Origin of the sequence: Helicobacter sp. MIT 99-5507, from assembly GCF_003364295.1 — a bacterium.
Taxonomy (GTDB): domain Bacteria; phylum Campylobacterota; class Campylobacteria; order Campylobacterales; family Helicobacteraceae; genus NHYM01.
Map to the genome: position 1 here is coordinate 141,110 of NZ_NXLO01000002.1, position 14,943 is coordinate 156,052.

Annotated in this window: 18 protein-coding genes; 14 read left to right on the top strand and 4 right to left on the bottom strand. The window is 29.5% G+C overall.

What is annotated here, in order from left to right; translation table 11 throughout:
- Window positions 1-138 carry a DUF2443 family protein gene (locus tag CQA42_RS03245; protein ID WP_115583260.1) on the bottom strand — a complete coding sequence of 46 codons (138 nt, stop codon included), beginning with the start codon at window positions 136-138 and terminating at the stop codon, window positions 1-3.
- 432 nt (window positions 139-570) lie between these two features.
- Here CQA42_RS03245 and CQA42_RS08265 point away from each other — a divergent pair, with 432 nt between their 5' ends.
- The 7 genes from CQA42_RS08265 to CQA42_RS03275 all read left to right on the top strand — a co-directional run bounded on the left by CQA42_RS08265 (window position 571) and on the right by CQA42_RS03275 (window position 5,918).
- Window positions 571-744: a hypothetical protein gene (locus tag CQA42_RS08265; protein WP_181881484.1), complete on the top strand. Its 174-nt coding sequence runs from the start codon at window positions 571-573 to the stop codon at window positions 742-744.
- A 20-nt stretch (window positions 745-764) separates the two neighbouring features.
- On the top strand, window positions 765-1,016 hold the full coding sequence (locus CQA42_RS03250; protein ID WP_115583261.1) for a hypothetical protein: 252 nt from the start codon (window positions 765-767) through the stop codon (window positions 1,014-1,016).
- Between the two features lie 172 nt (window positions 1,017-1,188).
- A complete protein-coding gene (locus CQA42_RS03255; RefSeq protein ID WP_115583262.1) occupies window positions 1,189-1,911 on the top strand; it encodes a Tfp pilus assembly protein FimT/FimU in 723 nt (240 codons plus the stop codon).
- Window positions 1,889-2,626, top strand: coding sequence for a hypothetical protein (locus CQA42_RS03260; RefSeq protein WP_115583263.1), 738 nt, complete (start codon window positions 1,889-1,891; stop codon window positions 2,624-2,626). The genes CQA42_RS03255 and CQA42_RS03260 overlap by 23 nt, the downstream gene beginning before the upstream one ends.
- A 19-nt stretch (window positions 2,627-2,645) precedes the next feature.
- Entirely contained in the window at window positions 2,646-4,787 is a 2,142-nt protein-coding gene (locus tag CQA42_RS03265; RefSeq protein WP_115583264.1) for a cation-translocating P-type ATPase, read from the top strand.
- Window positions 4,788-4,848: 61 nt separating this feature from the next.
- Entirely contained in the window at window positions 4,849-5,535 is a 687-nt protein-coding gene (locus CQA42_RS03270) for a Bax inhibitor-1/YccA family protein (RefSeq protein WP_115583265.1), read from the top strand.
- Window positions 5,532-5,918: a thiamine-phosphate pyrophosphorylase gene (locus CQA42_RS03275; protein WP_115583266.1), complete on the top strand. Its 387-nt coding sequence runs from the start codon at window positions 5,532-5,534 to the stop codon at window positions 5,916-5,918. Before CQA42_RS03270 ends, CQA42_RS03275 begins: the two co-directional genes overlap by 4 nt.
- Here the strand turns inward: CQA42_RS03275 and CQA42_RS03280 are convergent, their stop codons facing one another.
- Window positions 5,919-7,292 (bottom strand): PhoH family protein, encoded by a 1,374-nt coding sequence (locus CQA42_RS03280; RefSeq protein ID WP_408941430.1) that lies wholly within the window; start codon window positions 7,290-7,292, stop codon window positions 5,919-5,921.
- A 92-nt stretch (window positions 7,293-7,384) separates the two neighbouring features.
- Between CQA42_RS03280 and tpx the strand changes: the two genes are divergently transcribed.
- The 7 genes from tpx to gltS all read left to right on the top strand — a co-directional run bounded on the left by tpx (window position 7,385) and on the right by gltS (window position 13,304).
- Complete coding sequence (tpx, locus tag CQA42_RS03285; RefSeq protein WP_408941434.1) at window positions 7,385-7,885, top strand: thiol peroxidase; 501 nt, start codon at window positions 7,385-7,387, stop codon at window positions 7,883-7,885.
- Between the two features lie 121 nt (window positions 7,886-8,006).
- Window positions 8,007-9,047 carry a lipopolysaccharide assembly protein LapB gene (locus CQA42_RS03290; protein WP_115583269.1) on the top strand — a complete coding sequence of 347 codons (1,041 nt, stop codon included), beginning with the start codon at window positions 8,007-8,009 and terminating at the stop codon, window positions 9,045-9,047.
- Window positions 9,022-9,462 carry a ribonuclease HI gene (gene rnhA, locus CQA42_RS03295; protein ID WP_115583270.1) on the top strand — a complete coding sequence of 147 codons (441 nt, stop codon included), beginning with the start codon at window positions 9,022-9,024 and terminating at the stop codon, window positions 9,460-9,462. The genes CQA42_RS03290 and rnhA overlap by 26 nt, the downstream gene beginning before the upstream one ends.
- Window positions 9,459-10,169: a ribonuclease III gene (gene rnc, locus CQA42_RS03300; protein ID WP_115583271.1), complete on the top strand. Its 711-nt coding sequence runs from the start codon at window positions 9,459-9,461 to the stop codon at window positions 10,167-10,169. The genes rnhA and rnc overlap by 4 nt, the downstream gene beginning before the upstream one ends.
- A 2-nt stretch (window positions 10,170-10,171) precedes the next feature.
- Window positions 10,172-11,245, top strand: a complete 1,074-nt coding sequence (gene aroC, locus CQA42_RS03305; RefSeq protein ID WP_115583272.1) for a chorismate synthase — start codon at window positions 10,172-10,174, stop codon at window positions 11,243-11,245.
- A gap of 102 nt (window positions 11,246-11,347) precedes the next feature.
- Window positions 11,348-11,884, top strand: a complete 537-nt coding sequence (locus CQA42_RS03310; RefSeq protein WP_115583273.1) for a type II secretion system protein — start codon at window positions 11,348-11,350, stop codon at window positions 11,882-11,884.
- 187 nt (window positions 11,885-12,071) lie between these two features.
- Window positions 12,072-13,304 carry a sodium/glutamate symporter gene (gene gltS, locus CQA42_RS03315; protein ID WP_115583274.1) on the top strand — a complete coding sequence of 411 codons (1,233 nt, stop codon included), beginning with the start codon at window positions 12,072-12,074 and terminating at the stop codon, window positions 13,302-13,304.
- Here the strand turns inward: gltS and CQA42_RS03320 are convergent.
- On the bottom strand, window positions 13,288-14,370 hold the full coding sequence (locus CQA42_RS03320) for a UDP-N-acetylglucosamine--N-acetylmuramyl-(pentapeptide) pyrophosphoryl-undecaprenol N-acetylglucosamine transferase (RefSeq protein WP_115583275.1): 1,083 nt from the start codon (window positions 14,368-14,370) through the stop codon (window positions 13,288-13,290). The genes gltS and CQA42_RS03320 overlap by 17 nt on opposite strands.
- A complete protein-coding gene (locus CQA42_RS03325; RefSeq protein WP_115583276.1) occupies window positions 14,367-14,939 on the bottom strand; it encodes a LysE family translocator in 573 nt (190 codons plus the stop codon). Before CQA42_RS03325 ends, CQA42_RS03320 begins: the two co-directional genes overlap by 4 nt.
- Window positions 14,940-14,943: the final 4 nt, after the last annotated feature.

Sequence of the window (14,943 nt, forward strand, 5' to 3'; positions counted from 1 at the left end):
TCAAAATACCAACATCTCCCTTTTTAGCTTATTGAGTGCATCTATCTCTTTTTTTAACTTCTCCACTTCTGCATCAATTTGCTCAAGGAGTGCGAAAGTTAGTGTCTCTGGCATATCCTGCGAGCCGCGTTTAATCATGCTTAATTAGAATCTTAATATAATCAAGCATCGAAATTTTATATATCTGCTGGATCTTTACTGCATTCAAAAACTGCTGTGCAATCAAGCAAAGATTTTTGGTATTTTACTTGCGAGCAACACCGCTGCAATATCTACCTTATCGCCACCATAGCTTAGTGCAATCTATTTCTCCTTTTTACAAAAGTAACAAATACTTATAAATATTTGAATCTTTACCATTAAATCTAAAATAACTATAATGTGCGAACTTTTATTTCAACATCATAAAAGAGGAAAAATAAAATTTTTATACATAATATCAGTTTTATTTTTGAGTATAAACTCTGTATTTAGTGCGGACATATCATATGAAGAATACATGAGAGAAAATACAATAAAAGAGTTAGAAAAAAATATATTGATAAAAATTCTATCTTTGGGCTTGGGCTAATGAGTTTTTCTATAAATCTACAACAAACTTACACTAGAGTTACAAGTGATACAGACTGCTTTAATCTCCTTAAAAAATCTTGCGATAAAAATGATATGTATGCTTGCACGCTTTTAGGTATAGTAAATAAAATTGAATTTGATGACAATATAGACAATAAAGATGTTGATTAAACCTTATTTCACCTTTAAATATGGATATATATGATTCTATTGAAGAACTTGCTATTGGATGTGATGACAAATGCGATAGAGAGGCAGGACATAATATGCAAATAGGCAATCTAGCACAAGAAGTAATTAATATCATGGAACTTGCATGTGATTATGGTGATTTTACAGGTTGTTTAGAGGTGACAAAATCCTATAAACAAATGCTTGAATATAGAGAATTACAAGCAGAGATAAATAATACACCATATTTAAAATTCAAGATCTTTTCATGATACGATAAGTTATTTCAATAACTAATAAAATCTACCTATTTTTAGAATTTATATACTTTAAAATAATAATAAGATACAAATTTATTATTAAGTTAATAATAAATTAACGAATTGGATATAATTACAAGATTTATATTAAAATAATAGATTGTTATCATAAAAAGGAGATGTCATGAGAAAAGCATTTACTATGCTAGAAATGGTATTTGTTGTGGTTATGCTTGGTGTTATGGCGGCAGTGTCTGTTATGTATATACCACAAACAAAGCTTCAACAAGCTGCTGATTACATGATACAAAATATAAAATATGCAAAATCATTAGCACAAACTGATGATAGATACTTTGCTATGCAAGATAGTAGTTTATCCTCATACACAAATCAACAAGCTCAATATTGGCAAGCAGGTATGTGGCAAGTCCAATTTCACTTAAATGGTAACACGGTTAAAAATAGTTATAGTATATATGCAGATACTGCAAGAAATGCAGGGACTACAAATTTTGATGGAAGACCAATGAGTGGGGATCTAATAGCAAAAGACCCACAAAATAGAGCATGCTTAAGTGGATATAGTGAAAACAATCTACCAAATGAGTGTAAAAACAATATAGCAAAAGAAGTAAGATTACAAGAAACATACGATGTTACAATTGATAGCATAGAATTGCCACAAAATTGCAACGAAAATGGAACAGCAAGAGTTTATTTTGATAACAAAGGATTGCCATATTGTGGCAAAGTAAATGTTGCTGGAGCTAATATAACTCTACCACAAAGATTAAGTAGTAGCATAAAAATCACTTTAAAAAGACAAAAACAAACAGCCACCATATGCATATCACCAAGTGGCTTGATATATGGTTCAAATAATGGACAATGTAATAAAGTATAAAATAATATTTTTTATATTTATTCTTTTTGCTAGTAGCAATCTAAATGCAAATAGTAGTTATTATAGATTGGATGATTATGATACAAACTATGATAAGCTACAAGACCCTCCATTAAAGCAAGAGCCACACAAAAAATTACACCCATCATCTATATACAAGCAGCAACGACCTACTAAACTACAACAAGAGTATGATTATAGTAGAAGAGAAATCGCACAAAATAGTCAAGCTAATAATAGATTGAGTGGTTATCAAATAAATCCTACTAGACTTGATTATTTTTTACTTGGAATTGGTGGAGGAATAGACTTATATGCTTATGATGAAAAAAGGCAAATATCACTAGATTTATACGCAAAGCTTGGGTATTTTAGGTATATAAATCTAAATGCAATTAGAATCTATGCTAATATAGGCAGTGCAATACCACTTGCTAACTCAAATCCAAATACATTGACTTTTAGCGGAAATATTGATTTTTTGCTTAATCTTAAAGTTTTTCATATCTATGCTGGACTTGGATATGGTGGTGAATATTATAAAAGTCAAAAATTTTTATCACAAGGCTTAAATGTAAATCTTGGTTTAAGCAAACAATTTGGAAGAAACGCTATTGATGTAGGACTTGTAATACCATTTTATACAATATACACAAAAGATGTAATTATTAAAAAAAATATCATATTTTCATTAGAGTATAGCTACAAAATATAAGCAAATTTTGGAGACAAAAATGAAAGAATTAAGATTAAAGATTGATGGGATGAGCTGTGCAGCTTGTTCTAGCTCAATTGAGAGATCGCTAAATAGAAAAAATTTTATAGAAAAAATTGAAGTTGATCTAATAAATAAAAAGGCATTTATCGTATATGATGAGAATCTAGCAAATACACAAACTATCATAAACCAAATAGAAAAACTAGGATATAAAGCAAATAAAACACAAAATACAGATTCTAATAATGATAAAAATAACAAATATCTACTTGCAATCATTTTTGCTATTCCACTTTTTATCATCTCGATGGGAAGTATGTTTTTTGATATAGAAAATGAATTACTAATTTGTATTATTGAAATAATATTACTACTTCCTATACTTTATGCAAGCTCACAAATATTTAAGAGAGGATTCTTATCATTAATAAAAATGGTGCCAAATATGGATTCTCTTATCATGCTTGGCAGTAGTTCTGCTATCTTGTATAGCTTGTATATGATTATTTTATATTCAAATCAAGAAATTCATTCACTATTGCATAATATATATTTTGAGAGTGCTGGAGTAATTATTGCAGTTATTATGTTAGGAAAAAGGCTTGAAAATAATGCCACAACCAATGCAAAAAGTGTGCTAGATTCTCTTATAAATTTAACTCCTAAAAGCGCATTAAAATATGAAAATAACACAATTATACAAACAAATATAAATGATATTAATATAGGTGAAATTATCTCTATTCCAAAAGGATCTTTTGTAAGCCTTGATGGAATCTTGCTAAATGATAATTGCATTCTTGATACAAGCCTAATTACAGGTGAGAGCAAAAAGATAGAAAAGCAAAAAGGTGAAATAGTTTTAAGTGGTAGTATAAATCATGGCGAACAATTTTTCTTACAAGTAAGCACAAAAGCTGCAGATTCTACAATAGGAAAAATCATAAGTCTAATGCAAGGGATAAAAAAAGCACCAATTGCTAGGATAGCTGATATCGTATCTGCTTATTTTGTGCCTACTGTGATTTTTATTGCATTAGCTGGGGCGATTTGCTGGTATTTAACAAAAGGGGATTTACACTTTTCTTTTATCATACTTACTTCAACATTACTTATTTCTTGTCCTTGCGCACTTGGGCTTGCTACACCACTTAGCATACTTGTAGCTACAAATAAGGCTTCAAAAAAAGCTATATATTTCAAAAGTGGAGAGAGCTTGGAGAAATTAGGCGGGATTGATGTAGTAGTATTTGATAAAACAGGAACTCTTACAAATGGAAATTTAGAAGTAGTAAATTTCATTAATAAAAATATTATAGATTCTAATGATCTTCTATCTTACATTTATGCCATAGAATCTAAAAGTGAGCATATAATAGCAAAAGCCTTGGTAGATTTTATTTCATCTAAAAATATTGACAAACAAGTAGAAGCAAGTGATATAAAAACTACGATAGGTAGCGGAATAAGTGGCATAATAGACAATAAAACCATAAAAATAGGAAATGCAAGATTTGTAGATGCAGATTGTAATCTAGATTCTAAATATAGCTCGGTATTTGTATCAATAGATGGAATCTTATGTGCTATTTTTGAAATAAGAGATTCTATGCGAGAGAATGCAAAAGAATTGATATCAAACCTAGAATCTATCCATATCCAAAGTATTATTTTAAGTGGAGATACATTTGAGTGCGTGCAAAGGGTAGCAAAAGAGTGTGGCATTAAAAACTATCATCACTCAAAATTACCAAATGAAAAGCTAGAATTTATAGAAAATTTACAAAAGGAAAATAAAAAAGTTGCATTTGTTGGTGATGGTATAAATGATACACTTGCATTAAAAAAGGCAGATATTGGAATCTCACTAGCAGCTGCAAATGATATAGCAATCAAACAAGCTGATATTTTACTGCTAAATTCAAATTTAAATAATATTTATAATGCAATTTTGCTATCTAGAAAAACAATTTTAAATATAAAAGAGAATCTTGCATTTGCTTTTATTTATAATATTTGTGCTATTCCTATTGCACTTGGGATTCCACACATCTTTGGAATAAATCTATCACTAAATCCTATGATTGCAGGGGTTGCTATGGGTCTAAGCTCAATTAGTGTTGTAGTAAATGCAATGAGATTAAATAGGGCAATTTAATTAAATTCATAGTATAATAATATTTACCAAAACAAAAAGTTTTGAAAAAAAGGAGAATTAAATGTCTTTATATGATAGAAATTACACTAGAGATGCTGACATAGCGGTTGAAACTAGTGAAAATACTCTTGTTAATTTTGTAAAACAAACTTATAAATTTTTTGCAGCATCAGTGCTATTTGCTACAATCGGTGCTTATATTGGAATGGGGTTTGTATCTTATATGACTAAGGGCGTATTCTTTGGACTTGTCATAGTAGAATTTGCATTATTATTAGGGCTTATTTTTCTAAAATCAAAGCCTATTGTAAATGTGATGCTATTATTTGCATTTACTTTTATTACAGGAGTCACACTTGTGCCATTACTTGCTAGTGTGTTAGGATTGCAAGGTGGTGCTAGTATCGTAGCTCAAGCATTATTGATGACAACAATTATTTTTGGTGTTATGTCATTTTTTGCATTAAAGACTACAAAAGATTTAGCAAATATGGGAAAAATACTATTTGTAGCATTGGTTGTTATTGTTATTGCTAGTTTGGTAAATATATTTTTAGGCAATCCCCTACTCCAAGTGATAATAGCTGCTGTTGGTGCTATCGTATTTAGCTTATATATCGCATACGATACGCAAAATATCATAAGAGGAAGATATGATAGCCCGATAATGGCTGCAATTAGTCTATATTTGGATGTATTAAATCTATTTATCTCTTTATTGCAATTACTATCTTTGAATAGAGAATGATATATAGAATCCTCGATGCCAACTTAAATAGGCTAAGAGAAGGAATACGCGTAGTAGAAGATATTACGCGATATTCTCTAAATAGCAAAACACTTTCCAAAAGATTAAAAGAACTTCGACACAAAGCAAGAATAAATACAGATTTATTACATTATCGAGATATCAAAAATGATGTATCAAAACAAAGTAATAATAGCGAAGCAACAAGAAAGAATCTAAAAGATATTAGTATTGCAAATTTTAAACGCTCACAAGAGAGTGCAAGAGTGATAGAAGAAATCTTAAAGCTAGATTCTAGTCTTGGTGATTATCTCATATTTAAAAATATAAGATATGAGCTATATGATATAGAAATAGAATATTTTAAAGAATTCAAAGAATAATTACATATTTTCTTCAAACCATTGTGCAATATCGCTTCTAATCGTATTTTTAAGCTGGATTCCACTTATAAAATCACTATTTTGTGCTTTTTGCAAAAGCGTAACTGCACCATTTCTAAACTTGCTTAAATATGGATGGTCTATCTGTTTCCAATCACCTAAAAATACGATTTTACAATCTTGTGCAATCCTAGTGCCAATAAGCTTAATGGTAGAATCTTGAGCATTTTGCGCTTCATCAAAGATTACAAACTTTCTAGCAATGCTCACACCTCTTGCATGTGCTATATCCATCACTTCGATATTATGCTTTTTTATAAAATATTCTGTAGCATCTCTTTTTTCTATTGTATTCACATCACCGCTATATTCAATCCTCTTTGCAAGCGAACTTTCTTGAAGTTTATCAATCGTAAAATTAATAGCACTATAAAGCGGATACATAAAATAATTTAGCTTTTGGCTTTCATCGCCCTTTCTATATCCAAGCTCTGCTTCTTTATCATTTGAAGTTATGGTATTTCGCATATAAATTATTCCATCTACAACACCCTTTTTTACTAGAGTGATTCCAGCCTGCAATGCCATCAATGTTTTTCCACTACCTGTGCTACCTGTAACAATACTTACTTTATTTTTTGGATTTATAAGTAGCGCATATAATAATTTTTGTTCTAAGTTTATTGGGCGAATATATGGCGAGTTTTCTTCTAGTATCAAATCGAGATTTTGACTTTCAAACTTTCCATCAATCTTAAAACCAAAATGCTTTTTACCTGTAAGATAAAGCGAACTATCTGTATTATCTTCTTCTAAAAGCTCAATAATGCTCCAATCTTTTAAAGTATTAAAAGATTTGCTAGATTCTAAATCGCTCAAACTAGAATCTTTATGCAAATTTAACTTAAACAAAAATTCTATATCACTTGGATTTTCAACCATATTTCTAAAAATAGATTCTGCTTTTATACCTTGAGAAAGGGCTTTTATCTTTAATGATACATCATTTGTAAGTAAAATAAAATTATAATCTTTTGCAATCTCTAAGATTCTGCCATCATTTAGACCATAATCAAGATTTTTTGTTTTATATATCGGGCGATAAATCACATAAAGCGGCAATTCTACTAACTTATTTTTAAAATTCATTCTATAAATCATATCATTTTGAAGAGAATCTTTTTGATGCTTAATCGCATCATTTGAATTAATTGCACGAAAAAATTCTCTACTAAAATAGCCAAGCTCATTTTGAAGATCTTTTTTCTTATCTAATTCTTCTAAAACAATCTCTGAAATGAAAATATCATTTTCACCACCATCATAAAGATAGATTAAATTTTCTATATCATCTAATATTATAGATGTATCCAAAAGGTAACTTTTTTTGCCCAAAGTATTTTCCTTTGCTAATAAATCTAATATTTTCAGTTATAATCTTACCCTAAAACAACAATAAAGGAACAATTATGAAGGTAAAATTTAAAGGAAATGAAGTAACATTATCTGCAAATCAAATCAAAGTAGGCGATAACGCACCAGCGATTTTTTTAAAAGCAAAAGATTTAAGTTCCATCCAAGTTGGAGGCAAAAAAGATAAAATCCAAATTATAAATGTAGTGCCAAGTCTTGATACACCTGTATGCTCAATTCAGGCAAAAACATTTAATAAAAATGCTGAAAAATTAAGTGGAGTAGAAATCAATGTAGTTTCTATGGATTTACCATTTGCACAAGATAGATTCTGTAGCACAAATGATATAAAAAATCTAAATACATTAAGTGACTTTACAAAAAAAGAATTTGGCAAAGCTTATGGTCTATTAATAGAAGATTCTCCACTAGAAGGACTACTTACAAGAGCAGTTATTGTGGTGGATAAAAATGGCAAAGTAGTTTATGTAGAAATTTGTGATGAAATAACAAATGAACCAAACTATAATGCTGCATTAGAAGCTGCAAAATAACTCTTTATAAACTTTATTGTGGCTTTAAAGCCACAAACTCTCTTTAACTTTTAAGTGATTAAACAAGCCCCATAACTTTAGATATAATGCAATAATTTTAATAAATTGGAGATAACTTTTTTTGGATTATTTTTCACTAATTTATAAAGACCCACTATTTAGCATTATGATTATTATTGCAATAATCACTTTAGTTGCTATTGCTGATTACACAAAAAACAAATACAAACAAAAGACAAAAAAACAAAACCTAATTGATTTTGCAAAAAATTTTGAAAACTATGGCACTGATGAAAAAATAAGAGATTTATTGGATGTATCAAAATATCCTATTTCTACACTTACTTTTATAGCAAATATATATGTGCAAAATGGAAATTTTGAGCAAGCAATAAAAATGTATCTAACCATGCTTGATAAAACACAGAATCTTGGAGAAAAAATACAAGTTTTAGAATCGCTTGGAATGACATATTACAAAGCTGGATTTATGCAAAGAGCAAAAAATATATTTATTGAGATTCTAAAAAATAATCCACGAAATCCAAAAGTATTATTATTATTAGTGCAGACTTATGAGATTCTAGGTGAATATAAAAATGCTTTATCTGTGATATCTTGCCTTGAAGAACTTGATGAAAAAGTAGATAAAATAAAAAAATATATACAAATCTTAATACTAATAAATGATAGTTTAATGCCATTAGACAAAAGAGAGATTGAGATTTTACATATCAATAAAACAAGCAAAATCACAGAAAAAATCATACTAAACTACTTTAAAACATATAATATTCAAAGATTCTGGGAGATTATGCTTGAGAGTAAAAATATTTCTAATTATATTGATATTTTATGGAATATAGAAAATCCACCTCTAGATTTACTAAAAAATAATAAACAGATTCTAGATATTTATCGCGCAAAAGGTATTATTGATGATGATGAAAAATGTGATATTTTTGAGCTTGAATCTCTTAGAGTGATAAATAAATATTCTAATAAAATTGCAAATCTAGGATTTAAATATCGTTGTAGCTCATGCCAAGGGGTTTATCCATTTGAGGTATTTAGATGTCCTAATTGTTCAGAACTAGGCAAAGTCAATCTTATCCTAGAAATCATGGAATTAAACAATGAAAAAAATTACTCTCTTTTGTGATGGTTCATCGCTTGGCAATCCAGGATTTGGTGGTTGGTGTGCAATTTTGCGATATAAAAATAATGAAAAAATACTAAAAGGCTCATTAATAAATACAACAAATAACAAAATGGAACTAACTGCTGTGATAGAAGGGTTAAAAGCATTAAAAGAGCCTTGCGATGTGGAGATTGTAAGCGATTCTAAATATGTTTGTGAATCTATCAATTCTTGGCTTGAAAATTGGATAAGAAAAGATTTTAAAAATGTAAAAAATAAAGAACTTTGGCTTTCATATATGCAAATCTCAAAACTCCACAAAATAAAAACTAGATGGGTAAAAGGCCATAATGGACATATAGAAAATGAACAATGCGATAAAATAGCAAAAGAACAAGCATTGATTTTAAAAGATTCTATTAAAGGTATAAAATGAAAAACTTATACGAAGAAAATAAAGAATCACTAGAGAAATTGCAAAATAGTATCAAATATAATTTTAAAAATAAAAATCTCTTATTAGAATCTTTAACACATAAAAGTTATGATAAAAATAGAAATAATGAGAGATTAGAGTTTTTAGGTGATGCGGTGCTTGATTTGCTAATTGGTGAATATGTATATAAAAAGCTACCAAAAAGCAATGAAGGAGATTTGACAAAACTTCGTGCTAGCATGGTAAATGAAGCAAGTTTTGCAAAACTAGCAAGAGCAATAAATCTAGGAGATTATCTCTTTATTTCAAATGCAGAAATCAAAAATAATGGTAAAGATAAGCCTTCTATTTTATCAAATGCCCTAGAAGCGCTCATTGGGGCAGTATATTTAGATAGCAATATAAATAATGCAAAAAAGATAAGTTATGCTCTTATAGAAAAAGTATATAAAAAATTAAATCCAGAAAATTTATTTAAAGATTATAAAACATTACTTCAAGAGCTAACACAAAGCATTTGCAGCTTGATACCAGAATATATTCTTATAGATTCAAGTGGTCCAGACCATAATAAAGTCTTTACAATGAAAATAGTAATAAATGGCATAGAATATGCTACAAAAAATGGTAAAAGCAAAAAAGAAGCCGAGCAAGCCTGTGCAAAAGCTGCATATGAGAAACTAAAAAAAACTAAAGAAAGGTTTTAGATATGAATACTTTTGGAGAGAGGCTAAGGATTAGCACTTTTGGAGAATCTCATGGAAGCGGTATTGGCTGTATTATCGATGGTATGCCCTCAAATATAAAAGTAGATTTAGACTTTATACAACATGAAATAGATAGAAGAAAAGGTGGATTAAATCTATATTCAACACAACGCAAAGAAAGCGACACAATAGAAATATTAAGCGGTGTATTTGAAGGATATACTACAGGGACACCGATTGGAATCTTTATAAAAAACAATAATACAAAAAGTAGCGATTATGATGATATAAAAGATTTATTCCGCCCTAGTCACGCTGATTTTACATATTTTTATAAATATGATATTAGAGATTATCGTGGTGGTGGGCGAAGTAGCGCAAGGGAGAGCGTAGCAAGAGTAGCAAGCGGAGCATTTGCAAAATTGTTACTAAATGAATTTAATATAAAAATAAAAAGTGGAATATACAGCATTGGTGGGTGTGAGTGTAAAAATATAGATTTTGATTATGCCCTAAAAAGTGACATAAAAAGCCTAGATATTGATACAGAACAAGAACAAAAAGAATTGATAAGTAAAGCAAAGAAAAATCATGATAGTATTGGCGGGGTTGCTCTACTTTGTGCATCTAATGTACCTATTGGACTTGGTGAGCCACTTTATTACAAGCTAGATTCTGCAATCGGTAATTTAATGCTTGGATTAAATGGAGTAAAGGCAGTTGAAATTGGAAATGGCATAGAATCCTCAAAAATCTTTGGAAGCCAAAATAATGATGAAATTACAAAAAATGCCTTTCTAAGCAATAATAGCGGTGGAATCCTTGGAGGGATTAGCAATGGTGATGAAATAATAATAAAAGTCCATTTCAAGCCAACTCCTAGTATTTTCAAACCACAAAAAACGATATCAACAACGAATGAAGAGAGGATTTTAAACCTAAAAGGCAGACATGATCCATGTATCGCAGTGCGTGGTAGTGTAGTCGCAGAATCCATGCTTGCATTAATCATCGCTGATATGCTACTTTTAAATGCTAGTTCAAATATCAAATACCTAAAAAAAATATACAAATAGATAATTTTCTTTTAAGGAAATATTCAAAAAAAAAATGTTTAAATTCTATTTACTTTTACTCTACTAGAGTTAAAAGAAATTTTATTTCACAAGGAGTTTAGAATGAAAAGAAGTGGTTTCTCAATGATTGAATTGGTTTTTGTTATCGTTATACTAGGAGTTTTGGCAGCAGTGGCTGTGCCTAGATTTGTAACAACAAGGACAGATGCACAAGTGGCAATGGCAAGAAGTGATATTGCCTCTACACTAAAAGCAATCCCTGCAAGAGTCTTTGCAGAAAATCTAGACCCTACAGCATCAACTCCTACTGGATTTAGTTCATGGGGTGATTGGATGATAGATACAGGAGGACTTGATCGAGGTAGATGGCAAGTTGGTGGAAATGGTGCAAATGGAAACAATGGGATCCAACCAATTGGAAATGTAACACAAAATGGAGGATCAACAAATACAACTGGTGGCTGTGGAGCAGTAATAGTGCTAGATACTACAACTGGTAATCTACAATTTAAACCTGAAAATATCAATCTATCTAATCACGGAAATGCTGGGACATTTTGTAAAGCACTAAAAGAATCTTATCCAAGTGGATCAAATAGAATAATCCATCTTGCTACAACTGGAGCAGTGAAATTCTAAACAACCTTCTTAAAGATTCTAGCTTAAGCTAGAATCTAAAACTTTATATTTATCTTTATTGTTACTTTTTGTTATTAAAAATTATCTCACTTAATATAACTAAAAATATCAAACTCTAAAATCAATTCAAAAATAATCTCTATAAAGTTATAATTATTTTTATAAATTTTAAGTTAGGAAATTATTTATGGAACTTAATTTTTATGCTACTTTAGTGTGTATGGTTGCTGTGCTACTTATCGGTAGATTTATCATAAAAAGGATTGCATTTTTTCACAAATACAATATACCAGAATCTGTTGTAGGTGGGATTATTGCTGCTATTATATTATTTATACTAAATATAAAATTTAATGTGCAAATAAAATTTGATGAATCCATAAAAGAACCATTAATGCTTGCTTTTTTTGCTTCAATTGGGCTTAGTGCTGATTTTGCTTCATTGAAAAAACAAGGAAAAATCATAGTAATATTTCTATTTTGTGTAACGATTCTACTATTTGCACAAAATGCAATAGGTGTTTTATTATCACAAATTATGGGTGTAAATCCACTTCTTGGATTGCTTGGTGGATCTATTACAATGAGTGGAGGACATGGCACCGGTGCTGCGTGGGCGGATGTATTTATTAAAGAGCCATATTTATTTGCTCCTGCAAAAGAAGTAGCTCTTGCTTCAGCTACATTTGGGCTTATTATGGGCGGAATCATTGGCGGACCTGTAGCTAGATATTTGATAAACAAAAACAATCTAAAGCCAGATATTGCAGAAAATAAAGATTATGAAATAAAAGATGATGATTACAAAGATGAAAGCTTATTTGAAACACCAAAAAAACAAAAACTAATAACAAGCGATACATTTATAGAATCTTTAGCACTTATTGCAATACCATTACTTATTGGGACACAAATCGCAGGAACATTAAAAGATACTGCATTTTCATTACCTACATTTGTTTGGTGTTTATTTATTGGAGTATTGGTTAGAAATACCTTGCAAGGACTAAAAGTCCATAAAGTATTTGATAGAGAGGTTTCTGTGATTGGAAATGTAAGCTTATCTTTGTTTTTAGCTCTTGCATTAATGACTATCAATCTATCACAATTAGTAGCCCTTGCTGTGCCAATTTTGGTGATTCTAATAGCACAAGTTGGTTTGATGATATTATTTGCGATGTTTATTACATTTAAGATTATGGGCAAGAACTATGATGCAGCGGTATTGTCTGCAGGACATTGTGGATTTGGTCTTGGGGCAATGCCAACTGCTATGGTAAATATACAAACAATCACAAATCATTATGGTCCAAGCCATTTGGCATTTATCGTTGTGCCTTTGGTTGGAGCATTTTTTATTGATTTAATTAATGCATTAACAATACAGGGATTTTTGTATTTTATTAAATTTTTTTATTAATCTTTGAAATAATTACATCAATTATCTCATCTACGCCATTTGGCGAAATTATGCTTTTTAGATTCTTGCTAGATTCATATAGATTCAAATTATCTATATAGTTAAAAAAATCATCTTTATTTAATTTATCTTGTAAAGTGATTTTACATAAATCGCCTAAAAATAGAGCATTAAAATATTGATGGTTTTTTGCAGCATAAGGATATGGTATAAAAAGGCTAGGAAGTCTATTTGCACACAATTCCCAAAGGCTACTAGCTCCACTTCTAGATATACAAAAATCTGCTTTTTGTATATATTTAATCAATTCTTTAGTGAAGCTAAATAGGGTTATTGTAGCACCATTTTTAGAGATAAATTTCACACCTTCATCATTTTTTTTGATCTCATCAAATCCAATATTTTTATATTCATCAAAAAGATGTTTAAATTCTAGCTTTCCGCATTGATGAATGATATTTATATTCCTATCTATTAAATCACTAGCGATACTTAATGCAAATGCATTAATAGCACTTGCCCCTTGTGAGCCACCAATAAAAATAATTGTATTTAAATTTTGCCTATCTCTTGCAAATTTGAAAAAATCATTATTAATAGGATATGAAGTCTTTATAAAACCCTCCAAGCCAAAACTGCAAAATTTTGCTTTTGCAAATGGAGATAAGATCTTATTTAATGTGCCAAGCACAGAATTTTGCTCGTGAATAAAAAGTGGGATTCTGCTTATAACACTAGCAAAACTAGCTCCTCCAGCACTAAAGCCCCCTACACTAATAACTGCATCAATTTTATATTTTTTTAGAATTGTTATACTTGAAAATATCGCTTTTACTTGCAAATAAAGTGATTTCAATTTCGCAAAGCCTCTCTTATTTACAACTCCACTAGATTCTAAAAAATAACAATTTTTAAAAATATCACTATCTTCAAACCACAATCTATCTTGACCGCTAGTAGAACCAATATAATAGATATTAAACCCACGATTTTTACAAGAGATGGCAAGTGCCTTAGCAATGCTTAAATGTCCGCCTGTGCCTCCGCCTGTAATTAATATATTCATAATAAATCCCTAAAAAGTCTAATAAGTAAAATTACAACAAATATAAGAAAAATAAATGCACAAATTTTATCTATTATATTAAATAATTTGTTTGTTATAAATCCCCTAAAATACAAAGCAATAAAAATTACTAATAAAAATGAACTAAACAATCCTAAAAATAAAAGTGTTAGATTAAATAGCATATTTTTATCCATATATGGAGCAACAATAATACTAAAAAATAAAATTGCCTTTGGATTTGAGAGATTTATAAATAAACCTCTTTTATATCCACCAACTATTTTAGAATCTTTGAAATCTAAATTGTTATCATTTTTATATAGTAAAAAACTAAGATACAAAAGATAAATAACCCCAAATATACTTAACACAATTTGAGCAAAATTGCTTGTAAAAAAATTTACAAAACCAAAATATAAAATTGCTAGATAAAAAATCCATCCACTTGCAATACCAAACAATGTAATTAGTGCTTTTTTTATCCCGAATCTAAGCGTAGTTTGAAGTATGAGTAAAATATCGGGTCCCGGTGTAATAGCCCCAATAAATGCTATAAGAAAAATCATAAAT